At 28.7% G+C, this 25820-nt stretch carries 23 protein-coding genes; 8 read left to right on the top strand and 15 right to left on the bottom strand.

The window, feature by feature from the left end:
- Window positions 1-60: 60 nt before the first annotated feature.
- The 4 genes from NT01CX_RS03600 to NT01CX_RS03585 form a co-directional block, all read right to left on the bottom strand.
- The gene (locus NT01CX_RS03600; protein WP_011721684.1) at window positions 61-537 is read right to left on the bottom strand and encodes a type II secretion system protein; all 477 of its coding nucleotides are present in this window, start codon (window positions 535-537) and stop codon (window positions 61-63) included.
- Window positions 538-747: 210 nt separating this feature from the next.
- Window positions 748-1956 (bottom strand): type II secretion system F family protein, encoded by a 1209-nt coding sequence (locus NT01CX_RS03595; RefSeq protein WP_011721683.1) that lies wholly within the window; start codon window positions 1954-1956, stop codon window positions 748-750.
- Window positions 1957-1984: 28 nt separating this feature from the next.
- Window positions 1985-3673 (bottom strand): GspE/PulE family protein, encoded by a 1689-nt coding sequence (locus tag NT01CX_RS03590; RefSeq protein ID WP_011721682.1) that lies wholly within the window; start codon window positions 3671-3673, stop codon window positions 1985-1987.
- A gap of 281 nt (window positions 3674-3954) precedes the next feature.
- Window positions 3955-4617: a ribonuclease H-like domain-containing protein gene (locus tag NT01CX_RS03585; protein ID WP_011721681.1), complete on the bottom strand. Its 663-nt coding sequence runs from the start codon at window positions 4615-4617 to the stop codon at window positions 3955-3957.
- 213 nt (window positions 4618-4830) lie between these two features.
- Here NT01CX_RS03585 and NT01CX_RS03580 point away from each other — a divergent pair, with 213 nt between their 5' ends.
- From NT01CX_RS03580 to NT01CX_RS12040, 3 genes are read left to right on the top strand one after another with little or no spacing between them, the layout of a single operon-like run.
- Complete coding sequence (locus NT01CX_RS03580; protein WP_039226740.1) at window positions 4831-5055, top strand: FeoA family protein; 225 nt, start codon at window positions 4831-4833, stop codon at window positions 5053-5055.
- Window position 5056: 1 nt separating this feature from the next.
- Window positions 5057-6832, top strand: coding sequence for a ferrous iron transport protein B (gene feoB, locus NT01CX_RS03575; RefSeq protein ID WP_011721679.1), 1776 nt, complete (start codon window positions 5057-5059; stop codon window positions 6830-6832).
- Window positions 6833-6867: 35 nt separating this feature from the next.
- Window positions 6868-7029: a FeoB-associated Cys-rich membrane protein gene (locus NT01CX_RS12040; protein ID WP_011721678.1), complete on the top strand. Its 162-nt coding sequence runs from the start codon at window positions 6868-6870 to the stop codon at window positions 7027-7029.
- Window positions 7030-7121: 92 nt separating this feature from the next.
- Here NT01CX_RS12040 and NT01CX_RS03570 read toward each other — a convergent pair whose 3' ends face one another.
- From NT01CX_RS03570 to mgtE, 4 genes are all read right to left on the bottom strand, one after another.
- Window positions 7122-7919 (bottom strand): ribonuclease H-like domain-containing protein, encoded by a 798-nt coding sequence (locus tag NT01CX_RS03570; RefSeq protein ID WP_011721677.1) that lies wholly within the window; start codon window positions 7917-7919, stop codon window positions 7122-7124.
- A 159-nt stretch (window positions 7920-8078) separates the two neighbouring features.
- Window positions 8079-9059: a type I phosphomannose isomerase catalytic subunit gene (locus NT01CX_RS03565; RefSeq protein WP_011721676.1), complete on the bottom strand. Its 981-nt coding sequence runs from the start codon at window positions 9057-9059 to the stop codon at window positions 8079-8081.
- Between the two features lie 288 nt (window positions 9060-9347).
- Window positions 9348-11039 (bottom strand): arginine--tRNA ligase, encoded by a 1692-nt coding sequence (gene argS, locus NT01CX_RS03560; RefSeq protein ID WP_011721675.1) that lies wholly within the window; start codon window positions 11037-11039, stop codon window positions 9348-9350.
- Window positions 11040-11418: 379 nt separating this feature from the next.
- Window positions 11419-12753 (bottom strand): magnesium transporter, encoded by a 1335-nt coding sequence (gene mgtE / locus NT01CX_RS03555; protein WP_011721674.1) that lies wholly within the window; start codon window positions 12751-12753, stop codon window positions 11419-11421.
- Between the two features lie 484 nt (window positions 12754-13237).
- On the opposite strand from mgtE, the gene NT01CX_RS03550 reads away from it, so the two are divergent.
- Complete coding sequence (locus NT01CX_RS03550; protein ID WP_011721673.1) at window positions 13238-14002, top strand: hypothetical protein; 765 nt, start codon at window positions 13238-13240, stop codon at window positions 14000-14002.
- Between the two features lie 120 nt (window positions 14003-14122).
- Here the strand turns inward: NT01CX_RS03550 and rnfB are convergent, their stop codons facing one another.
- From rnfB to rsxC, 6 genes are read right to left on the bottom strand one after another with little or no spacing between them, the layout of a single operon-like run.
- Window positions 14123-15007: an RnfABCDGE type electron transport complex subunit B gene (rnfB, locus tag NT01CX_RS03545; protein WP_011721672.1), complete on the bottom strand. Its 885-nt coding sequence runs from the start codon at window positions 15005-15007 to the stop codon at window positions 14123-14125.
- Window positions 15008-15020: 13 nt separating this feature from the next.
- Window positions 15021-15596 (bottom strand): electron transport complex protein RnfA, encoded by a 576-nt coding sequence (locus NT01CX_RS03540; RefSeq protein WP_011721671.1) that lies wholly within the window; start codon window positions 15594-15596, stop codon window positions 15021-15023.
- Between the two features lie 29 nt (window positions 15597-15625).
- Window positions 15626-16225: an electron transport complex subunit RsxE gene (rsxE, locus tag NT01CX_RS03535; protein ID WP_011721670.1), complete on the bottom strand. Its 600-nt coding sequence runs from the start codon at window positions 16223-16225 to the stop codon at window positions 15626-15628.
- A complete protein-coding gene (locus NT01CX_RS03530; RefSeq protein ID WP_011721669.1) occupies window positions 16225-16848 on the bottom strand; it encodes an RnfABCDGE type electron transport complex subunit G in 624 nt (207 codons plus the stop codon). Before NT01CX_RS03530 ends, rsxE begins: the two co-directional genes overlap by 1 nt.
- Window positions 16849-17802: an RnfABCDGE type electron transport complex subunit D gene (locus NT01CX_RS03525; protein ID WP_011721668.1), complete on the bottom strand. Its 954-nt coding sequence runs from the start codon at window positions 17800-17802 to the stop codon at window positions 16849-16851.
- A 16-nt stretch (window positions 17803-17818) separates the two neighbouring features.
- Window positions 17819-19138: an electron transport complex subunit RsxC gene (gene rsxC, locus NT01CX_RS03520; protein ID WP_011721667.1), complete on the bottom strand. Its 1320-nt coding sequence runs from the start codon at window positions 19136-19138 to the stop codon at window positions 17819-17821.
- 766 nt (window positions 19139-19904) lie between these two features.
- Between rsxC and NT01CX_RS03515 the strand changes: the two genes are divergently transcribed.
- Complete coding sequence (locus NT01CX_RS03515) at window positions 19905-20753, top strand: YitT family protein (protein ID WP_011721666.1); 849 nt, start codon at window positions 19905-19907, stop codon at window positions 20751-20753.
- Between the two features lie 216 nt (window positions 20754-20969).
- The gene (locus NT01CX_RS03510; RefSeq protein WP_011721582.1) at window positions 20970-22409 is read left to right on the top strand and encodes an IS1182-like element ISCno1 family transposase; all 1440 of its coding nucleotides are present in this window, start codon (window positions 20970-20972) and stop codon (window positions 22407-22409) included.
- A gap of 73 nt (window positions 22410-22482) precedes the next feature.
- On the opposite strand, the gene NT01CX_RS03505 is transcribed toward NT01CX_RS03510, so the two are convergent.
- Window positions 22483-23244 (bottom strand): YdcF family protein, encoded by a 762-nt coding sequence (locus NT01CX_RS03505; RefSeq protein ID WP_011721665.1) that lies wholly within the window; start codon window positions 23242-23244, stop codon window positions 22483-22485.
- Window positions 23245-23707: 463 nt separating this feature from the next.
- Here NT01CX_RS03505 and NT01CX_RS03500 point away from each other — a divergent pair, with 463 nt between their 5' ends.
- Entirely contained in the window at window positions 23708-25012 is a 1305-nt protein-coding gene (locus tag NT01CX_RS03500) for a Mur ligase family protein (protein WP_039238455.1), read from the top strand.
- A 9-nt stretch (window positions 25013-25021) separates the two neighbouring features.
- Window positions 25022-25744 (top strand): type 1 glutamine amidotransferase, encoded by a 723-nt coding sequence (locus tag NT01CX_RS03495; protein ID WP_011721663.1) that lies wholly within the window; start codon window positions 25022-25024, stop codon window positions 25742-25744.
- The last annotated feature ends 76 nt before the right edge of the window (window positions 25745-25820 follow it).

The raw sequence follows: 25820 nt of genomic DNA, 5'->3' as shown, positions 1-25820 counted from the left end.
CTTCCTATCTATTGTTTTTAATAAACTCAATGCATTAAATGCATTGAGTTTACTTGACATTTATTCTTCTTTCTTATCACTAGCCTTGGGATAGTTACTTCCTTCTTTCAAAGGGTATAATTGACACGCTATAGTAGACGCACCATTTTCATCATTTTTTCCAACAACTTGAATAAAAACATTTTCTTCATCGTCTATTTTGATTTGAAATTTTCCATCTTCTAAAGCTTGCACTTTTGTTTTTCCATTTAACCCTTTTTCAACTATTTCCGTTGTGTCTTTATCTATATCTTTATACTCGTTAAATGTTTTTTTCAATTTTGAACTAGTCTCATCACCTTTAGCAAGTGCAGTAGAAACCGTACCTGCTATTGTTTTTGCAGTAGCTATATCTGCTTTAACTTTTGCATCCTTTTGTGCTGATCCAAACTTAGGTATTGCTATAAGTGCTAATATTCCTAAGATTGCTATTACGATAATAAGTTCAATCAATGTAAAACCCTTTTTCTTTTTTTGTTTTGCCTGGATACTTTCCATTTAAAACTCCCCCTATTCTAATTATTTATATATAACGTTTCCCCATAGAAACATTAATATCGTGACCTTCTGTAAATACAAGGTTATTTAAAAACCAGGGAGTTTAACTTAAAAGATATGACATAAATCAATTAGTGTTCTTTCCCTACTCCCTTGATCCTTCCCTTCCTATTCCCTTGTTTTACCTTTGCCCTTGTTTTGAAGTTTTCCCTATTGTACTGTCTTAAACATATCAAACATTGGCATTGCCATTGCTACTACTATTGCTCCAATTAAGATTCCCATGACAACTATTAAGATTGGTTCCATCATGCTTGTCATTTTTTCTAGGGATTCTTCTACTTCTTGTTCGTAGAAGGTGGCTGTCTTTTCTAGTATGTCATCAAGTCTTCCTGATTCCTCTCCTATTTTCGTCATAGCAAATAGCATTTCTGGAAATTCAGTTATATCTCTAAGGGATTCACTTAAAGTTATCCCTTTTATTACACTTTCTCTAGCTTTCATTATTTTTACTTCTATTAATTTATTGTCAATAACTTTTGCCACTATACTAAGTGCATTTATCATGCTAACTCCACTGTATAGTGTCGTTGAAAGTCCTCTTGAAAATCTCATAGCTACAATTTTTCTCATGGTCTTTTTTACTCCTGGAAATTGTAGCTTCATTTTATCTATAATTTTTGCCCCTTCTTCTCTTTTGGCAAATGCTTTAAGCCCTCCAAATATGAAAATTATTACTAATAATATTATGTACCAATGCTCTTTTACCCCATTACTGATTCCCATTACTACCTTAGTTGGTCCTGGAAGTTCTACTCCACTATCTTCAAACATTTGAACAAATGTTGGCATAACACAGGTTAATAAAAATGTTACAGCAGATACACATACTATAATTAATATTATTGGATACATAAATGCACCCTTTATTTTACTGTTTATTCTATGTTCTCTTTCATATTGCTCTGCCATCTTTTCCATAACAGAACCTAGTTGTCCTGTTTCTTCCCCTGATCTGACCATATTAACTAAGAGTTTTGGATAAACATCTTTAAATTTATCCATACAACTTGATAAAGTATATCCCTTTTGAATTTCTTCATATACAACTTCAAGACTATCTTTTAATTTTGGATTTTCAGCTTGTTTTCGGAGCAAATCAACAGAATTTAAAATATCTGCTCCTGCATCAAGTAATGTAGCAAATTGTCTACAAAATACAGCAAGATCCTTTGATTTTACTTTTGCAAAAGATTTTGCAATATCTATCTTTTTGCTTTCCACTTTTTCTTCTATTCTTACTGGTAAATAGTCTCTCCCTCTTATAATTGCAACAACTTCATTTGTACTACTAGCATTGACTTCCCCTTCAAGAAATCTTCCTTCTTTATTCATAGCCTTATATTTAAATATTGCCATAGGCTCACCTCCTTTTGTTTATTAATATTTATTCCTTTAAGAAAGATACTTTTGCAAGTTCTTCAACTGTTGTATCTCCCCTCATAACAACATCTCTGCAAGCCATTTTTATATTTTTAACACCATTTCTACTGTTAGCTTCCATAATTTCCTTCATGGATGCATTTCTTTGCATAAGTTCCCTAATCTCTTTTGTAATCTCCATTATTTCGTATATCCCAACTCTTCCACTATATCCTGTATTGTTGCAAAAGTTACATCCTCTCCCTCTGTAAAGCTTTACATTATCTTTCTCGCTAACTTCTAAAAGCTTTTTCTCATAATCATTTGCAATGTATTCTTCTTTACATTTAGGACATATTCTTCTAACAAGTCTTTGAGCTATTACTCCTGATAATGCCGCTGCTATAAGATATGACTCTATTCCCATATCCTTTAATCTTACAATTGATGAAGGTGCATCATTTGTATGTATTGTACTTAAAACTAAATGTCCTGTAACTGCTGCTCTTATGGCGATTTCTGCTGTTTCATTATCTCTTATTTCTCCTATCATAACCACATCTGGATCTTGTCTTAATATAGACCTAAGCCCTGATGCAAATGTAAGTCCAGCTTTAGTATTTACATTAACTTGATTTACTCCATCCATTATATATTCAACTGGATCTTCTATAGTTATTATATTTGTCTCTGTTGTATTAAGTTCTTGTAACATTGTATATAATGTTGTAGATTTACCACTTCCTGTTGGTCCTGTAACCAAAACTATTCCATAGGGACTTTTTATAATTCTTTCAAGCCTTTCAATATCACCTTTTGACATTCCTAATTTTTCTTTACCTATTAAAAAGTTTTCAGCTTTAAGAATTCTAATAACAATTTTTTCTCCAAAAATAGTTGGAAGGATGGATACCCTTAAATCTATCTTTTGATTATCTATTTTTGTAATTATTCTACCGTCTTGTGGAAGTCTTTTTTCTGCTATATCTAGATTAGCCATTATTTTTATTCTAGCAATGAGAGAATGTGCTGTTTCTATTGGAACTCTAAGCATTTCTTGAAGTGCACCATCTATTCTATATCTTATTTTCATATAGTTTTCAAATGGTTCTATGTGTATATCACTTGCTTTTGCTTTTACTGCATTTTTAGTAATGGAATCTATCATTTTTACAACTGGAGCATTTTTTACATCATACAACTCTTCTATATCTTCTGTTTGACTTTTTTGTCCAACACTTGATTTACTTAATTCTTCAGCTGCTTTTTCTACATCTTCACTAGAATAATACTTGTCTATTGCAGACTTTATACTAGCTTTAGACTCTATAAACGGAATAACTTGCTTTCCTGTAGATATATAAACATCATCTATTGCAAATACATTAAGTGGATCTACCATAGCTACTTTAATTTTATCTCCATCATAGCCAATGGCAATTAAATTGTATTTTTCAGCTAAATTTTCAGGAATAGACCTTACAGCATCTTTATCTAGTTTCATCATATCTAAATATACTCTTTGAACACCTAATTGATATTGAAGTACATCTATTATGTCATCTTCTGTTAATATATTATCTTTAACAAGTAATTCTCCTAATTTAATACCGGTAATCCTCTGTCTCTCTAACTCTTTAACTAATTGCTTCTCAGTTATTTTGCCAGCTTCTACTAATAAATCTCCTAACCTTTTCTTGTTAAATTTATTCATCCCATTAACCCCTATTTTATTCACATGTAAAATTTAGTTTGTTTTGTTATATTTACCTTTATTATATAGTATATTATGTTAAATTCAATAGATTTTATTACAAATAATGCATATTCACCTAATATTTTTCAATTTAAATTTTAATTTTTATTCAATTAATTTTTTCAATAAAAAAACATATTTTTCACAGGTATTTTCTTTATAACACATTATAAAAAAACAAAAATAAACATCCATAATCTTTCATGGATGTTTTAAAAGTTTGTAATTTTTTCATATTTTTAATTGTCATTTTCTTTTTTTAAATACTTTTTCCAACCTAAATATATGTAAAATAAACTAGATACATCTTGTTCATTATACAAAAGAATTCTCTGTCTTTTTTCTTCAGGCATTCTATTTATATAGTCAAAATCTTTCATAACTTTGCAAAATGTTTTAGATAAGTTTGAACCACTTATAACTTCACTTTCTCTTTCTATATTAAATTTCTTTTCTAAATTTTTTAGTCCAATATTTTGTCCCATAAGTTTTTCATATTCTCTTTGAAGATCTACTTTTTTAAAATGTTCGTCTATATTGAATTCTATTTTGCCCTTTTTATATAAATATTCTATTACATTAAAATCATTGTTTCCTGAAAAAGTTATTATATATCTTTTATTATGTTTTTCATACATTTCTTTAAAATACTCTTCGGATAATTTTAATATCTCTGGTGCATCTTTTTTATTTTCAATCATGTATTGAGTAACCTTAAGCTCATGGGTATCATTATCAAAATAACAACATCCAAATACTCCAATACATATTGGTTTTTTATATAGGTAATGCTCTAAATCAAAAAATATTGCATCCTTATATATATCACTTCTTCCATCAACTAGTAATGCAAATTCTTCAGACTCCTCCTCGATTTTAATACTGTTTTCTCTTGTAATCACCAAATCACTCTTTTCTAGATATGAATATTTCTTTATTTAAATTTAATATTTTTATTATCTCATACTTTTTCTTTTTTGTGAACATATTCATTGTTTTTATTTTGGTAACCTTTACTATTCCTTATATTAGGATATTTTATTGACAACTATCCTAATTGATGATATATTTTGGTTGATAATGATTTTCATATTTACATAAAGGGGGACGGACACATGAATATATTAGATCTAAAATCTGGTGAAATGGGATTTATAAAGGATATAAATGGAGATAAAAAACTTTCAAAACGTCTTTTAGCTTTAGGATGTATAGAGGGTACTAGTGTAACTGTAAAAACTTCAGCCCCTTTAGGAGACCCTATTATAATAAATGTTAGAGGTTTTGATTTAGCTATAAGAAAAAAAGATGCAAAGAACATAACTTTGAAGGAGGACTAAAATGTTAACAGTAGCATTAGTAGGTAACCCCAATGTTGGTAAAACTACTTTATTTAATGCTTTAACAGGTTCTAACCAATATGTTGGAAATTGGGCTGGAGTAACTGTTGAAAGAAAAGAAGGATTTTTAAAAAAATCTGCTAAAATAGTGGACTTGCCAGGAATATACGCAATGGATACTTATTCTAATGAAGAAAAAGTATCAAAAGACTTCTTATTAAATGGAGATGCAGATGTAATTATAAATATTGTAGATGCTTCTAATTTAGATAGAAACTTATACCTTACTACTCAATTAAAACAATTTAAAAAGCCAATAATTATGGTACTAAACATGATTGATGTCTCAGAAGCAAACGGTATAAGTATTGATTATGACAAACTTGCAAAAGAGCTTGGAGTTATGAAAGTAATTCCTATGTCAGCTTCTAAAGGAAAAGGTCTTATCAATTTAAAACAACTTATATTAGATTTAGATAAATCTAATCTTGCAATTTATAATGATTATGATTTTTATAATTTTGATAGTGAAAAAGAAGCCTATGCATTTATTGAAGGAGTACTTAATAAATGTATGACTAGAACTTCTAAAAATAAAATTAGTACAAAGGATAAAGTAGACAAAGTATTATTAAATAAATTTCTTGCATACCCTATACTTTTAGGTATTATGTTTATAATATTTAAATTTACATTTACTTGGGTTGGTCAACCTATAACTGACTTTTTAGATGATAAATTAAATCAACAATTACTACCTTATTTAAATACACTTTTAGTATCAAATAGTGATTGGTTTAGATCACTACTTGTAGATGGTATAGTTGGTGGTGTTGGATCTATAATTATTTTCTTACCTATAATACTTACATTATTTTTAGGTATATCTTTCCTTGAAGATAGTGGTTATATGGCAAGAGCTGCTTTCTTAATGGATAAATTAATGAGAAAAATGGGACTTTCGGGTAAAGCATTTATTCCTATGGTTGTTGGATTTGGATGTTCAGTACCTGCTATAATGTCTGCAAGAACACTTGAAAGCGAAAAAGATAGAAAACTTGCAGCACTACTTGTACCACTTATGTCATGTAATGCTAGACTACCTGTTTATGCATTATTTGCATCTATATTTTTCCCAGGACATGAATTTGAAGTAGTTTCTTCTCTTTATGTTTTAGGAATACTTATAGCATTCTTAGTGGGATTATTATTTAAAAATACATTATTTAAAAAGGATGAAGAACCATTTATTATAGAACTTCCTGAATATAAACTTCCTGAACTTAAAAATTTATTACTTCACACTTGGGACAAAGGAAAAGGATTTGTTAAAAAAGCAGGAACAATTATATTATCAATTTCAATATTAGTTTGGTTATTATCTAATTTTAACTTTACTGGACTTGTTGATATTAACGAAAGCTTCCTTGCATACATTGGAAAAGCCTTAACTCCTATTTTTAAACCTTTAGGATTTGGTAACTGGCAATCTTCAGTATCATTACTTGCTGGACTTATGGCAAAAGAAGTTGTTGTAAGTACTATGGGTGTTATCTTTGGAAGCAATCTTGAAACTATATTACCACAATACTTTACAGCAGTTTCAGCTTATGCATTTTTAGTTTTCACACTTTTATATACACCTTGTATAACTGCTATAGGTACAATGAAAAAAGAATTTGGTAGCAAAATGAGCCTATTTTCTATATTCTATCAACTTGTACTAGCTTGGGTGGTTTCTTTCTTAGTTTATAATATAGGTTCACTTTTAGTATAATATCTAAAATTTTATTATGTAAAAGAGGTATTTTTATGGAAATATTAATAGTTGTATTACTTGCTGCTCTTTCAATATTTATTATTGTAAGAAACTTTAAGCAAAAAGCCTCTGGTGGTGGATGCGATTGTGGAAGTTGTTCGTCTCACTGCGCTATGTACAAAAACACTGAAGAAAAGAAAGATAATAATAAATAACAACTGTTTTTAAAATTCTTTCAAAGTTTCTTTAAATATATAAAAAGATAGTAAAATTTATATATCAATTTTACTATCTTTTTTAAATTACATTAATAACTATCCTTAATTATTGCATTAAACTTATCTATATCTATATTTCCCCTTAGTATACTGTCTATAATTCTAGAGGCAGATTTTTTAGAAATTTTCTTTAAGTCATCTGTTACTTGAATATTATTCTTTTTCATCAAAAATCTTAGGTAGTCCAATTGTTTCTTTGTAATTCCACCTTCTCTTTTTAAAGTGTCATTTTTCTCAATATCATATGTTAGTTTGAATATTGATGGTAAATTTAATACATCTTCATAATTGTGAAGCATAATTACATATCTTAATCTTTCATCCTTAGTATCTAAAAAGTTATAATATAACTCCACACTTATTCCACCATCTATTTTGTCTGCTCTATGTATGCCTAAATACTTTTCTACACTTTTAAGATTACATCTTTCCATGCCTAATTGCTTATAATATGGTCTTATAATCCTATATAAGTCTATATGTTCTCTTGGTGGTGTAAATTCTATATTGTTTATATTCATTCTCTTTTTTATAAAAGGCTCATCAAAAGCCTTTCCATTATATGAACACCAGCTATTAAATTTTGTTACATCTTCTTTAAAAGCCTTTAATACCTGAACTTCTTCATCTAAAGACTCTGCAAAATATTGTTTTATTACAAATTTTTTATCTTGCAAAAACCATCCTCCAGATATTAATACAACTTTTTCTTTTTCCTTATCAAAACCTGTGGTTTCTATATCAAAAAATAAAATATTATCTTCTAAAAGCTTCTTATATATATCAAGTTCCAAATCTAAGTCTATTTGCTTTTGTACCTCTATCATAGCCTTTGTTCCACCTCCATCTATACATTATATTATTATACATATATATGTGCAAATTTTAATAAATTAAAAGACATACACTTTATTTGTATGCTAGTCAATATAACTGTGATACAAATTCACGCATATGCCTTTTATTATTTATAACTTAACTTTTATTTAATATTCTATTTCGTCTAGTATATTTTTTTCTACTTTTTTTATGTCTGGCACATAACTTTTTAATAACTTCATATTACCTTTTAATGTGTAATTTCCAAGAGTAGCTGGAATTAAAATGCTATCTCCAGTTTTTATTTCTTCTTTGCCATCTTTATATAAAATTTCTCCGTTACCTTCTACACATGTGAATATGAAGAATCTTTCTACATCACTTTCTTCTTCTGCACTGTTTTTTATATCATAAAGTTCTAAAGAAAAATCTCTTCCTAAGCATAGATAATTTTTTGTATATCCATCTTTTTTAATTTCTAAGCCTTCATTTTTTTCTCCATTTAGATTTAGATCTATAACATCTAAAGCCTTTTGAACATGAATTTCTCTTCCTCTGTTATAGTCATATACTCTATAAGTAGTATCACTATTTTGTTGTATCTCCGCTATTATTACTCCTTCTCCAATTGCATGAACAAGTCCACTTTGTACTAAATATACATCTCCCTTTTTAACAGGTATTTTATTTAGATAGCTATCAAGTTTTCCTTCTTCAATTGCAGCTTTAAATTCTTCTTTAGTACATTTTCCTTTAGTACCAACAACTAAATTAGCTCCTTCAAAAGCTTCAACAACGTACCAAACTTCAGTTTTACCCATATCTCCTTCAACTCTTTTAGCATATTCATCATTTGGGTGTACTTGTACTGAAAGTTTATCTTTAGCATTTATAAGTTTTATTAAAAGTGGAAACCAGTTTCTATCTATTTTAGTTCCAAGTAAGTTTTCCTTTTCCTTTTCTATAAGTTCATCTAATCTTAGTCCCTTAAATTCCCCATTTTCAACTATGCTCATACCATTTTTGTGACAAGCTACATCCCAGCTCTCACCGATATTTCCTTCTGGTATATCATCTCTAAATAGCTCTAAATCTCTTCCTCCCCATATTTTTTCATAATATAAGTTTTCAAATTTAATTGGATACATAATCTTCACCTCATGAATAATGGAATTAATTAAATCATTATTTTACTTTTTTTCTATTTTATATTACATTATTTTTGTTATTTTTTAAATATTTTTATCCATTTTATTAGTATTATTAAATTACATTCAATAAAAACGTTTAATTTTTGCTTTATTACGCTCTTATTATTATTTATGATGTTTTTTTATAATTATGTATCCAAAAAGAAAAAATCTAGTTACCTATTTAAATACATTTAAACTCATGTATCTAATAAGTAACTAGATTTTTAATTAATTATATCTTTATTACATTTTTTCTACAACTTCAATTCCAAGCAAGTTAAGTCCATTTTTAATTACTTGACATGTAGCTTCTACAAGTTTTAATCTTGCATTTTTAGTAGCTACATCTTCTGTTGCCATTATGTTATGAGCATTGTAGAATTTATTGAATGCTTTAGCAACTTCAATTGTATATCTTGTAAGAATTGATGGTTCTAATTTATCTATAGCATTTAATATAGCTTCTTGAAGGTTACCTAAAACTTTAACTAATTCAAATTCTTCTTTAGAATTTAAAGCGGCATAGTTAACTTCTTCTCCGATTTCTCCTGCACGTCTTAATATGCTCTTTCCTCTTGCATAAGTGTATTGAACGTAAGGACCTGTTTCTCCTTCAAAGTTTAACATTTCGTTCCAGTTAAACACAATGTCTTTTTCTCTCTTGTTCTTTAAGTAAGTAAATATAACTGCTCCTATACCTACCTTTTTAGCTACTTCTTCTTTATTTTCAAGTTCTGGATTCTTTTCATTTATAACTTCTAATGTTTTAGAAACTGACTCATTTAGTAAATCTTCAAGGAATATTACTTGACCTTTTCTAGTAGAAAGCTTTTTATCTGCAAATCTAACAAGTCCAAAAGCTACGTGTTTGCAATCCTTAGCCCAATCATATCCCATTTTTTCTATTGTCTTAAATACTTGTTTAAAGTGAAGACTTTGGTCAGATCCAACTACATATATGCTCTTGTGGAAATCATAATTTTTCTTTCTATAAAATGCTGCTGCAAGGTCACGAGTAGCATATATAGTCGCTCCGTCTCCCTTTACAATTATACATGGAGGAATGTTATCTTCATCCATCATTACAACTTTAGCACCGTTACTTTCAACAAGTAATCCCTTGTCATCTATTTCTTTTATTACAGCATCCATTTTATCATTGTAAAAACTTTCTCCAGCATATGAATCGAACTTAACTCCTAATGTATCATATACCTTTTCGAATTCTTTTAAACTTAATGTTTTAAATCTTTCCCATAATTCAACTTCTTCTTTTTCTCCATCTTCAAGTTTCTTAAAGTACATTCTTCCTTCATCTTCAAGTGATGGATCTTTTTCTGCTTCATCATGGAACTTAACATATATTCTAAGTAATTCTTTTATTGGATCTTTTTCTAAAGCTTCATCATCACTCCATCTTTTATATGCAGAGATAAGTTTACCAAATTGTGTTCCCCAATCTCCTAAGTGGTTTATTCCTATAGAATTGTATCCTTCAAAGTTTAACATTCTGTATAGAGCATTCCCTATTGATGTACTAAATAAATGTCCTACATGGAATGGTTTTGCTATGTTAGGTGATGAATAATCTATAGTTACATTTTTACCTTCTCCAATTTTAGAAGAACCATAATTATCCCCTTCTTCTAAAACTTTATTTAATATATCAGAAGTAAGAGATCCCTTATCCATAAAGAAATTTAAATAAGGTCCTAATGCTGTTACTTTTTCAAATCCTTCTTTGTTTATCTTTTCACTTAACTCCTCAGCAATCATGTTAGGAGCTTTTCTAAATGTTTTAGCTAGTTGAAAGCAAGGAAATGCATAATCTCCCATATCAGACTTTGGAGGTATTTCTATAAGTCCTTCTATTGTATTTACATCTAATTCTACATTTTCTTTTATTCTCTCAGCTATAATCTTTTTATAATCCATATGTACGTCCTCCTTATTTTAATTATGTACAAATCTAAAAATATAAAACTTAAATATAAAAAATCCGTCTCTATAAATATATAGAGACGGTTATATCCGCGGTACCACTCTAGTTGACTAAAAATTAGTCCACCTCATAACTTTATCGCAGTTAACGGCTTACCTCATCATAAAATTTAATATAACTTAGTAGCTTCTCAAAGGTTCTTTTCTCTAAATAAAATATTGTAGAACTTACACCATCTTCTACTCGCTTTTATATTTTAAAAAGATACTCTCCTTATCATCGAATTTTGTTTATATTATTATACTTACAGAATATTATATTATTACATTTTTCAATTTGTCAAGGATTATATAAAATCTTTGAGTGCACCTCTTATATTCCTAAAAAAAATGTGGCTGAAGTAAAATATATCATAAGTGCCACCGCATCTACTATTGTAGTTATAAGAGGGCTTGCCATAATTGCAGGATCCACCTTAAGTTTTTGAGCAATTATAGGTAGCATACCTCCTACAAATTTCGCAAGTATTACAGTAAAAAATAAACTTATACATACTGTTATTGATATATTAAAACCAACTTTGTCAAGGAAATATATTCTAATAAAATTTAAACTCGCCAAAACCGTTCCTACAAGTATTCCAACTCTAAGTTCTTTCCATAAAACTTTAAATATATCATCTAACTTTATTTCTCCAAGTGCTAACCCTCTAATAATAAGAGTGGAAGATTGAGAACCTGCGTTGCCTCCTGTATCCATAAGCATTGGAATAAAAGATGCTAATACAACTACTGATTGAAGAACATTTTCAAATCTTCTTATTATATTTCCAGTAAAAATTGCAGATATCATAAGCACAAGTAACCATATAATCCTATGCTTTGCTAAAACAAAGACGCCTGTCTTTAAATATTCTTCCTCTGATGGTTCCATAGCTGCCATCTTTTGAATATCCTCTGTATTTTCTTGCTCTATAATATCTACAACATCATCTATAGTTACAATACCAACAAGCCTACACTCTTTATCTACAATAGGCATAGTGACAATATCATACTTTTTAAATAGTGCTGCTATCTTTTCTTGGTCATCCATTGTGTGAGCATATATAACCTTTTTCTCCATAATATCTTCTATAATTTCATCATGATCACTTAATATCAATGTCCTTATTGATATAACCCCTTCTAATTTCCTTTTAGAACTAGTTACATAACATGTATGAATTGTCCTTTTATCAATTCCTATTTTTTTAATATGTTTAAGTGCTTCCTGTACAGTCATTGTTCTTTTAAGACTTACATATTCTATTGTCATTATACTTCCAGCAGAATCTTCTGGATAATTTAAAAACTGATTAATAAGTTTTCTTCTCTCTTCATCTGTATTTTTTAAAATTCTGCTTACAACATTTGATGGCATTTCCTCTAAAAGGTCAATTGTATCATCAAAGAATAAATCATCTATAATACTCTTAATTTCATGGTCTGTAATAGACTCAATTATATACTGTTGAAGCTCATTTGAAACATATGAAAATACATCTGATGCAATTTCTTTTGGAAGTATTCTAAAAACTATTAAAAGCTTTTCATTATCTAACTCTTCCATTAATTCTGCAATATCAACTACATTCATTTTTGATAAGTATTCTCTGGCTTTTACATAATGATTTTTGTTAATTAACTCTAATATTTCTTTTGTCATAGTGTAGCCCTCCTTATAACTTTAAGAACTACAACTAAATGTGATAGCTATAGTTCTTATACTCTTATTTAATTTCTGTACATACTGTTCGGGCACAGGACTTGATTCCATAACTACCACCTCCTAAATTTCCATAAAATAAAAAAATCCCCTTGCTAATACTAGTAAAGAGACTTTATAAAATTTAAACTAAGTTTAGTATAGTTTCTATTATATACGTTGTACAATAATTTGTAAACACTAGTATATTATTCTACATAATATTTATATTTTAATATCCCTAATTACATAATATGTTATGAATTTATCTATTGTTCATTTATTAAATTTTATTAAACTTTTTATAAATTGATTCATATTTATTCTAATTAAGAATAAAATTATTTAAATTGATTATTATAATATACATATGTAATTATTGACACTAGTAATGATCATTTATCTTTTTTATAATAGTATTTAATGGTCATGAGAGGAGATTTATATGAATAAAATTTTTAAAAACTTTATTATTGTATTTTTAATTATACTATGTAGCATAGCTTGTTCATTTTTGTATATTGAAAAATATAATAAAAAAAGTTCAGTATCAACATTAGAATATGAAAACTACAAAGGCAACACAGCAAATTTAAATAAAATAGTACAAAATGCTACAAAAGGTAAAAACAAAAGAGTTGCTAATAATTATAATAACATAAGATATTCTAGAGGATCACTTTCTTATAATACCGACTTTTACAATGAATACATTAAAAATCAAAAGAAACAAAAAGCATCTAAAAAAATAGAACTTTTAGATTGGAATACTGCTAAGAATATATTTAAAAGAGATTCAAAGGCTAAGGTTACAGATGTTTATACTCATAAGAGCTTTAATGTGCAAAGAACTATGGGTGATAATCACGCTGATACAGAAGCTTTAACCAAAGAAGATACTAAAATCATAAAAGAAATTTGGAACGGATTTTCTTGGACACGACGTCCTGTTATAGTTGAAGTTAACGGTAGATACTTAGCTGCATCTATGAGCGCTATGCCTCACGCTGGACTTGATAACAAACCTGCATTTGTGACAGTTGATAACCGTTCTGGTGGCTATGGTACTGGTGCAAATCTAGATGTTATTAAAAACAATGATATGGATGGTCATTTCGATATTCACTTTTTAAATAGCACAAGACATATGGATGGTAGAAAAGACCCTCAACATCAAAATGCAATTCAAATAGCTGCAAAATTAAAATAATCTTAAATTATATATTTTGTATGTTTTTTATTTAGATAAATAATAAAAAATAGCTGTAGGCTCTTAAACAATCTATAAAAAATACTCTCCTAAATAAAGGAGAGTATTTTTTATAGCATATTAGTTTTCTTCTGATTTTACTTCTTCAGATTTAGTTTCTTCTTTCTTAGGTTCTTCCTTCTTAACTACTGGTGCTGCTTTTTTTACTGGTTTACGGAAGTTTTGTATAGCTTTTGTAGGACATTTCATAGCGCATAATCCACAATTTACACACTTACTATAGTCAATTACTGGTAAGTTATTTTCCATAGTAATTGCTTCTTTTGGACATGCTTTAGCACAAAGTCCACATCCTATACATCCTGTAGAACAAATATTTTTAACATCTAATCCTCTATCATGAGAATTACATGATACTATTACTAATTGTTTCTTAGGTACTAATTCTATTATATTTTTAGGACATGTAGATACACAAGCTCCACAAGCAACACAGTTGTCCTTGTTAACTTTTGCAATTCCATCAACTATTTCAATAGCATCAAATTTACATGCGCTAACACAGCTACCGTATCCAAGACATCCAAAGCTACAAGCTTTTGATCCAGCTCCTGGAACGTTCATAGCTTCTCTACAGTCTTTTAATCCATAATAATTGTACTTTTCTTTAGCTTTTTCGCAAGTACCTTGACATTTAACATAAGCTACTTTAGGTTCTGAAGAATCTACTTCTATACCTAAAACTGATCCAATTTTAGCTGCAACAGGGGCTCCCCCTATTGGACAACAATTTGGAGGTGCTGATCCATTAGCAACAGCTTCTGAATAAGCATCACATCCAGCAAATCCACAACCACCGCAATTTGCTCCTGGAAGACATTCTCTAATTAGAGGAACTTTTGGGTCAACAGCTACTGCAAATTTTTTAGATGCATAACCTAATATTAAACCGAATAAAAGTCCAAGTCCACCTAAGCTAAGTACAGGAAATAATATTTCTTTCATCAAAGACCCCTCCTTATACTAGGCCTGAGAAGCCAAGGAACGCAATTGCCATTAATCCTGCTGTGATTAATGATGCTGGTAGTCCTTTTACCGCTTCTGGCATTTTGTCGTTTGCTTCCATTCTTTCTCTAATACCTGCAAGTAAAACTATTGCAAGCATCCAACCAAGACCTGAAACAACACCAAATATTAATGAATAAAGTAAGTTATAATGTTCATTCATGTTTATGATAACTGCACCTAGAATTGCACAGTTTGTAGTTATAAGTGGTAAGAATATACCAAGTGCTTTATAAAGTTCTGGCATAGTCTTTTTAAGTACCATTTCAACAAATTGAACTAATGCTGCTATAACTAATATAAATGCTATAGTATACATATATTCAATCTTTAATGGAACAAGTATAAATTTGAAAACTATATAAGATATAACTGATGCTAACGCCATAACGAAAGTAACTGCCATACCCATACCTTTTGCAGTTTCAACTTTTTTAGAAACTCCAAGGAAAGCACAGATACCTAGAAACTTAGCAAGTACCATGTTATTTACTAATAAAGCAGATACTATTAACGTAAATATACCCATTATCTATTCACCCTTCTTTCCTATTTCTTCTACTTTTTTTTCATTTTATATTGATTCATAATAGCCATTAAGATTCCAAGTGTAATAAATGCACCCGGTGCAAGAACAAATATTAGAGTAGGAGTTTCCATAACAGTTATTGGATGAATTCCATCTAGTATTTTTCCAGATCCCAATAGTTCTCTAATAAAACCAATAACTCCTAGAGATAGAGTAAATCCAAGTCCTTGTCCAAGACCATCGAAAATAGAAGCTATAGGACCATTTTTTGAAGCATATGATTCTGCACGTCCTAATATAACACAGTTAACAACTATAAGAGGTATAAATATACCTAATTCTTTGTTTAACGCTGGTACAAATCCAGCTAATAAGAATTGAAGTAATGTAACGAAGCCAGCAATAACGACTATAAATGCAGGTATACGTACTTTATCTGGTATAAAATTTCTAAGTAATGATATAACAAAGTTTGCTCCCATTAAAACTACAGTGGATGCAAGTCCCATACCAACACCATTTTTAAAGCTAGATGTAACAGCAAGTGTAGGACACATTGCCAAAACTTGTACGAATGTTACATTTTCTGTAATTATTCCATTCTTTAATCTTTCCATTAAAGTGCTCATTATTTTTGACCTCCCTTCAATTCTTTATTGTAATATTCAACTGCTTCATTAACACCTTTAGTTACAGCTTTTGAAGTAATAGTAGCTCCTGTTATAGCAGCTATATCATTTTCTTTTGATGCTTTTCCTTTAACTACTTCTAACGGTGTTTTAATTTCTTTTCCTTTGTATTGATCTGAAAAACTTGGTTCTGGTGCTTTTGCTCCAAGACCTGGAGTTTCACTATGGTTAAGTATTTTTATTCCATCAAGTTTTCCTTCTTTTGAAATACCAACCATCATTTCAATTTTTCCACCGTAACCTTTTGTTTCTACTTTGATAGCATATCCTGCAAGTTCGCTACCATTTTGACCCTTATTTACTTCAATGATAGAATTTTCTTTTGGTAAAACTTTATCTACTTTTTCGCCTTCTTTAACTTCTTGAGCAGCGATTTTTGCAAATTCTTTTGCTGATGGTAAAACTTGATTCATAGCTTCATTATTAGCTTTAACATTTTGCTCGTCGATACGACTTTTAGTTCCTACATATGCACATGATAAAACAAGTCCTGCAATGGCAGTAATTATTAATAATTTTAAACCTAATATTAATGTTTCTTTATTGCTATTTTGGTTTTCCATTTATTTCGCCTCCCCAGTTCCAAAGGTTCTAGGTCTTACATATTTGTCTATTAAAGGTACTGCTAAATTCATTATAAGAATTGAGTAAGAACATCCTTCTGGATATCCTCCAAATTTACGTATAATCATAGCTAAACATCCTGCTGCAATAGCAAATATTATTTGTCCTTTTTTAGTCATTGGTGAAGTTGTGTAGTCAGTAGCCATAAATATACCACCAAGCATAACACCACCAACCATTATTTCATATAAACCAGCCATAGCACCCATATCTCCTCTTCCGAAGATAGCTCCAAGTACAGCTACAGTTCCTATATAAAATACTGGTATATGCCAAGTTATAACTCTTCTATATAGAAGATAGATAAATCCTATAAGTAATGCAAGTGCTGATGTTTCACCTATACATCCACCAATTTGTCCTAAGAACGCTTGTGTAAGTGTAGGTAAATGTTGTCCAGCTGCTTCTCCACCTTTTAATATAGCAAGAGGTGTAGCCCCTGTAGTTCCATCTAGTGGATTTGTCCATGTTGTCATAGCTACTGGATAAGAAGCAAGTAAAAATGCTCTTCCTGCAAGTGCTGGATTGACAATATTTTGTCCTATTCCTCCAAATAAAGCTTTAACAATTATTATTGTAAATACTGAACCTACAACAACCATCCAAAGTTTAATTGATGGTGGAACGTTAAAAGCAAGTAAAAGTCCTGTTACAACTGCACTTAAATCTTTTGTTGTGTTGTTTGATTTAGTAACTTTACACCAAACCCATTCTGAAGCAACACAAGATATAACTGCTGTAAGGATTACCCATACTGCATCCCATCCAAAGAAATATATTCCTGCTACAGTAGCTGGTAATAATGCAATAATTACATCTCTCATAATTGACTGAACTGAACTATTGTCACGAATATGAGGAGATGATGATACTGTATACATTGTTTCAGCCATTATATTCACTCCTTATTTATTTTTTTCTTTTATTTGAAAGTACTGTTCTTTTTGAAGTACGTATAGATTGAATTAAATGACGTTTTGCTGGACATACAAATGTACAAGAACCACATTCTATACAATCTAAACCATTATTTCCTTCAAATTCTTCGTACTCATTTCTTCTTCCTAATGAATCAAGTTTTGATGGTATTAAGAACATAGGACATGCTTCAACACATCTTCCACATCTAATACAGCTTGACTCTTCTGGTAATACTGCTTGTTTTTCTGTTAAGCAAAGTATACCTGATGATCCTTTTATAACAGGTACTTCTAGTGTAGATACTGCCATACCCATCATTGGTCCACCTGATATTACTTTAACTGCTTCTTCTTTAAATCCTTCGCAAGCATCTACTAATTCTTTATAAGACATTCCTAATCTTACTCTTAAGTTTTTAGGATTCTTAATAGCTTCACCTGTTACAGTTACAACTCTTGATATAGTAGGTCTTCCATTTACAACTGCATTGTATACTTCTCTTACAGTATTTATGTTTTGAACAATACATCCTGCATCTGCTGGAAGTTTTCCTGAAGGAACTTCTCTTTTCATTACAGAATAAATTAATTGTTTTTCTGCACCTTGAGGATATTTAGTTTTTAATGCTTTAACTTCTATATTAGGTATATCTTTTGTAGCTTGTTTTAATGCCTCAATAGCATTTTTCTTGTTATCCTCTACTCCAATATATCCTTTTGCTTGTGGATGAATTTGTAGAATTATTTTTAAACCTTCTACTATCATATTTGTTTCCTCAAGCATTAATCTGTGGTCACATGTTAAATAAGGTTCACATTCTGCACCATTTACTATGATTGCGTCAATTTTTTTATCTGGTGGTGGAGCAAGTTTTACATTAGTTGGGAAAGTAGCGCCTCCCATACCAACTACACCAGCTTCTTTTACAAGTTCAATTATTTCTTCCTTGCTCATAGTTTTGTAATCTTTTGGCTTTGGCATTTCTATTTCTTCATATTGTCCATCATTTTCAACTATTACAGCAAGAGATTTTCCGCCTGAAGCTAAAAGTACAGGTTTTACATCTTTAACTGTACCTGATACACTACTATGAATGTTTGCAGAGATAAATCCATTAGCTTGACCTATTTTTTGACCAACTAATACTCTATCTCCTTTTTTAACTAAACATTCAGCTGGTGCTCCTATATGTTGAGACATAGGAAATACTAAAAGTTCTTTTGGTTCTAAGTCTTCTATGGCTTTATTTTCGGTAAGATATTTACCGTGAGGTGGATGGACACCTCTTTTAAAAGTTAAAAGTTCCATATAAATCCTCCTATCTTTACTTAAAATATGATACTAAATGTGAATTAATTTTTAAACTTATACTTGTACAGGAAACAAATTTTTCTACAAGTCAATAAAACTTACATTAAAAAATTTAACTACATATTAATATGTAGTATTTTTAACTTCCTTTAGATGCAACAATAAATATATAATAACACAATCTTCAGCAATTGTGTTAGATTATATACAATTTATTTTGACAAATTTTTCACTTTGTTTTTACTTAATATTTTTAGAATTTAATGACACTTTAATATTAATTTAATGATTTATTTTTATTCTATTACATAATATCACAAAATAATGAGTTTTTATTAATTTACAAAATATTAGAATAAGTCAATTTTATAATTAAATAAAGACTTTTATATAATTTATAAATCTTTTAATTTTTATGCTTTAAATTTGAATTTTTTTGAAAGATTACACCTAAGTAAATTTATTTTTAACAAATCTTTGTATATTCACCCCAGGTATACCAACGAAAAACACTTGTATTTTTAAATGTATGAATTTTCTCCTTCATTAAATTTCATGAATGCATTATTTAGGAGCATTTTGGGTAAATAACCTTGAAAACTCAACTAAATTTTACAATTCACTACTATAGGCTTAAAACATCTATAATTATAAAAAATTACGCTTTGAGTGTTATTTTTATTTATGCTACTATTAAGGCAAATAAGGACTAGTAAATTATTTATTTCACATTACTAAAATATATTTTAAGAGGAGAATTTTTATGAAAAATTTATTTAGGGACATAGGACTTCTAGTAGTAGGTTGTCTTGTATACTCACTTTATATTTCTGTACTTTTAGTTCCTAACAATATTGGTACAGGTGGAATTACTGGTATTTCTTTAGGCTTAAAACATTTATTCAACCTTCCAATAGGTCTCACAACATTGTGTTTAAACATTCCTTTATTTATTTTTGGATATGGTTTACTTGGAAGAAGTTTTGCTATTAAAAGCGGTATTATAGTTACAACTTCATCATTTATAATAGATTTTATGAATGCAAATTTTCATTTTAAACCTATAGGCGACTTATTAACAGCTACAATTTTTACAGGAGTAATTTCGGGAGTTGGAATGGCAATACTTTTTATGGCTGGAGCTTCCACTGGTGGACTTGATATATCAGGTAAAATGATAAAAAATAAATTTCATTCATTACCACTAACAAAAATTTTACTTGCACAAGATATTTTAGTATACATTTTTGTAGGACTAACTTTAGGTCCTCGTTCTGTAATGTATGCTATTATTATGAGTTTTATAAGATCAAAAACTATGGATGCCATGCAAGAAGGAATTGCATCTTCAAGACAATGTATAATAATTTCTGAAAATCCAGAACCAATAATAGAAGATATAAAAACTAAACTTGGTCGTGGTGTAACTCTTTTAGATGCTTACGGATGTTATTCACATACAAATAAAAAATTCATATATGTTGTTGTTCAAAAAATACAACTTAACTCTTTAAAAAATATAGTTAACGATATTGATCCACATGCTTTTGTAACGGTATCGTCTGTAAATGATATTCAAGGGAATTTTAAGCAAAAGACCCTTTCTATATAATTTTAAAACAAATCAATTAAATAAACTAAAAAACATGAAGAGTATAATTAAAAAAGGTAATCCATTTCAAATAATGGATTACCTCAGGCTGTTGATAAACATAATTTGTCAACAGCCTTTTTACATTTATTACAAAAAGGGTTTTTAGTTTTTATGTAGAATATATATTTTAAACCAATAAATCTTTTAGCCCGTTAGGGCTCCTACGGAGGAAAAATGCTTACTAATAATGAAAGAAAACAAAATCAATTAGAACTAGTTTATATAGAAAATTTAGTACCTGAAAATCATATACTTAGAAAAATAGATAAATACATAGATTTTTCATTTATAAGAGATTTAACTAAGGATTTATATTGTCCTGATAATGGCAGACCTTCAGTAGACCCAGTTGTATTATTTAAAATGCTTTTTATCGGATACCTATTCGGTATACGTTCAGAGCGTCAGCTTGTAAAAGAAATCCAGGTAAATGTAGCTTACAGATGGTTTTTAGGATATGGACTTACTGATAAAATACCAAGTCATTCCACTATAAGCCAGAATAGAACAAAAAGATTTAGTAATACAAATATACATCAAGAAATATTTGATAATATTGTATTTCAAGCTATTAATAGAAACTTGGTTGATGGCAAAATTCTATATACTGATTCTACTCACTTAAAAGCTAACGCTAATAAACATAAATTTATTAAAAAAGAAATAACTAAATCCACAAAGGAATACTTTGATGAATTAGAGAATGACATTAATAAAGATAGAATTAATCATAATAAAAAGCCTCTAAAAAAAAAGACTAAAATAGCTGAAACTAAGGAAATAACAGTAAGTACAACTGATCCAGACAGTGGATATATGGTTAGAGATGGAAAACCTAAAGGCTTTTTTTATTTAGATCATAGAACTGTTGACGGAAAGTATAATATTATAACAGACGTTCATGTTACTCCCGGGAATATAAACGATGTAGATCCTTATGTTAAAAGAATAGAAACTCAAATAGAAAAGTTTAATTTTAATACAAAATATTTAGTAGCAGATGCCGGATATTCTACGAATCCTATTTGTAAACAAATTTCAGACAAAAATTATCAAGGTGTTTTTGGGTTCCGTTTAGGACCCCATGTTAAAGGAAAATATACAAAATATAGATTTCAGTATGTTAAAGAATTAGATGGATATGTGTGTATTAATAATTGCTTTTTAAAATATAGAACTACTACGAGGGAAGGTTATAAAGAATATTTAAGTAATGCGGAGCATTGTGCTTATTGCAAATATAAAAATAATTGCTTAACATCTGATAAATCCATTAATAGAACTATACGTCGTCATGTTTGGGAAGACTATAAAGATCAAATTTTTAGCTTTACTAAAACAGAAAAAGGTAAAAGTATTTACAAACGACGTAAAGAAAAGATTGAGCGTAGCTTTGCTGATTCAAAAGAATTACATGGGCTACGTTATTGTCGCATGCGAGGAATTAAAAATGTTTCTGAGCAGTGCCTACTTACAGCGGCAGTTCAGAATATGAAAAAGATAGCCATGGTGCTATCGCATTATTTTTTGTGTACATTAATTCAAATTTATTCCAAATTAACATACATAATAAATATTTTTCGAATGCTATCGCATAAAAGAATTTTGGCGTAAACAAAAGCCCCCAATTGTTGGGGGCTTTTTGAACAATCTGAGGTAATCCATTTCAAATAATGGATTACCTTTTTTAATTAATATTATCACAAATAAAAGAATGTACTAAAGCAAAATACTCTCTTACATAATAATTAGGAGCTGATGATATATGCCCCTTAGACACAACTTCTTGAACTACAAGTCCACTTCTTTTTGCTAACATTTTGGCTCTAAGCATATGAAAATTTGTTGTAACTACAGATACTGTTGGTGTTCTACCATTTTCCATACTTCTTATGATTTTAGAAGAATACTTAAAATTTTCAGCTGTAGTTCTAGACTTTTCTTCCTTTATAATTTGATTATCACAAATGCCATTACTAACTAAGTACCTTCTCATGGCCTCAGCTTCAGTAATTGATTCTCCTGGACCCTTTCCCCCTGATACTATAATTTTTGTATTAGGATATTCTCTTAAATAATCTAAAGTTTTATCAACTCTTTCCTTTAAAATAAGTGACATATAATCTCCATGAACTGCAGCTCCTAACACTATAATATAATCACTTTTTACATACTTTTTAGAAATTCCAAAATAAATAATACAACTTTCTAATATGATAAATGAAACAAAACCAGCTATAATAACAAGTTTCACTAAAAATTTTAATCTTGAATTTAACAATCTATAAATATTAATTATAAATTTTTTAATAAAACTGTAAAACAAAAAACCTATTCCCATTAAAAACCAAATAATATGAAAACCTATTATACCTGAAAATCTAACAAAAAATAGATAATATAAAATGCTCAATACTCCAATTGCGTATCTAAAATTCTTTTTCCACATTTATTTCACTTCCTTTTCTTATATAAATTTTACTAAAAACATACTCTACTTATCACTATACATTAAATTAATATAAACCATATTTTCACAAATACTTTTAAGAGTGTTTCTATTAAATAATACTATATTATAACATATATTGGAAAGCGTTATATTGAAAAAATAAAATTTTATTCAAAAAACTTATAGACAATTTGTATTAAAAAAAACTAGTAATCCTTAATTTTTATATAAGAATTACTAGTTTTTTTGTACTTTATTATTATTTTTTAAATAAAAAAGCTAGACCAAATCACACTTTGACGTTAAGTAAATTATTTCCAATTAACTGATTCCATGTTAAAATCTTAATATCGCTTATTTGAATAAATTCAATAAATTAGTACATAATTCATTAATAGGATGGAGGTGTTTAACTATTAACATTAAAGCAACTTTAGGAATTATATCTTCAAAATTTATAATGAAACTATCAAGTTTGTTATATAAAGGTGGAACTAATTTTCCCGGAAAGGTAGCGCTTAAATTTGATAAAGATATATTGAGTAAAATATCTAAAAACTATAAAGTCATATTGGTAACAGGAACTAATGGTAAAACAACAACAACTAATATGATTTACTCGGTTTTAAAAAATGCTAAATTTGACGTAATAACAAATGATACTGGAGCAAATATGTATACAGGAATAATATCTTGTTTTATCAAAAACTTTAAATTCTTAAATACATCTAAAACAAGATATTGCGTACTGGAAGTAGATGAGGCAAATGTAAAGTACATTACGGACCATATACATCCTGAAATAATAACCATTACAAATTTATTCCGAGATCAATTAGATAGATATGGAGAGGTTTATTCAACATTAGATAAGATACTAGAGGGTATTAAAAAATCTCCAGAATCAACTTTAATTTTAAATGGAGATGAATCATTACTTGGCAATTTAGATGTTCCGAATAAAATACTCTACTATGGATTCAACACTCCAATTACAAAAACAGATAAACCCCCATTAAATGCTGATGCTAAATTTTGTAAAGTATGTAAACATCCATACAAGTATAACTTTATAACATATAATCATCTTGGTGATTTCTATTGCCCAAATTGCGGATATAAAAGACCTTCTCTAACTTATGTAGTAGATAATATATTAAATCTATATTCAGAAGGTTCTACAGTAGAAATAAACAAAGAAAACTATTATATAAATCAATGTGGAACTTACAATATTTATAATGCCCTTTGTGCTTTTTCAATAGGAAAATTGCTTGGCATTGAAAATTCTGTTATACGTTACACCTTGAAAAATATTAAAAGTAGCTTTGGAAGACAAGAAACCATAAAAATAAACAATAAAAATCTAAAAATAATACTAGTAAAAAATCCTGCTGGTTTTGATGAGGCATTAAAATCTATAAATTTAGATTCAGAAAATAAAAGTATAGCTCTACTTTTAAATGATAATTATGCCGATGGAAAAGATGTTTCTTGGATATGGGATGTAGACTTTGAAGATTTAAATGATAATAATATACACAATATTATGGTATCTGGTATAAGACTTTATGACATGAGTATAAGACTTAAAGTAGCTGGCTTTGATGAAGATCTGTTTTGCATATGTCATAACTATGATGCTCTACTTAATAGTATTGAGAATTGTAATGATTCTATGATTTATCTTCTAGCTACTTATACAGCTATGACAAGTTTCAGAAAGTTTTTAAATGCTAAAGGATATATTAAAAAATTATGGTGAGGTGGTATTTTGGAACTTAACATATGTCATATGTATCCAGATCTTCTTAATGTTTATGGAGATGTAGGTAATGTATTAATACTTAAATATAGAGCTGAACATAGAGGTATTAAAACAAATATTTTTAACATTAGTATAGGAGACAAATTCGATGCTAAAAAATACGATATTGTATTTTTTGGTGGTGGTCAAGATTATGAACAATCTATAGTATCAAAGGATTTAAATGAAAATAAAGCTAGTAGCATAATTGAATATATAGAATCTAACAAAGTCTTTCTTTCTATTTGTGGAGGATATCAATTATTAGGTAAATTCTATGTAACTCCTGATGGCAAAAAAATTAAGGGATTAAACGCTTTGGATATATATACAACTTCTAGCGAAAAAAGATTCATAGGAAATACCGTAATATATAACAAAGAATTTAAAGAAACTTATGTTGGATTTGAAAATCATTCTGGAAAAACTTATATAGGATCATTGAGACCTCTTGGAAAAGTTCTTTCTGGATTTGGCAATAATGGAGAGGATCATTCGGAAGGATGTATATATAAAAATACATTTTGTACGTATTTTCATGGTTCATTACTTTCTAAGAATCCTGAACTTGCAGACAGATTAATTTCCTTAGCTTTAAAAAATAAATATGGAAATCTATCTCTTCCAAGTTTAGATGATACTTATGAATTAAAAGCAAAAGAATTTATAATAAAAAGAGAATTAATTTAAGCAAACAAATACTACATTATCTTACTAATTCCCTCTCATAATATTTTTAAGATAATGTAGTATTTTAATTAATACT

The sequence above is a fragment of the Clostridium novyi NT genome (assembly GCF_000014125.1).
Lineage (GTDB): Bacteria > Bacillota > Clostridia > Clostridiales > Clostridiaceae > Clostridium_H > Clostridium_H novyi.
This window is presented reverse-complemented; position numbering and strand designations above follow the sequence as displayed.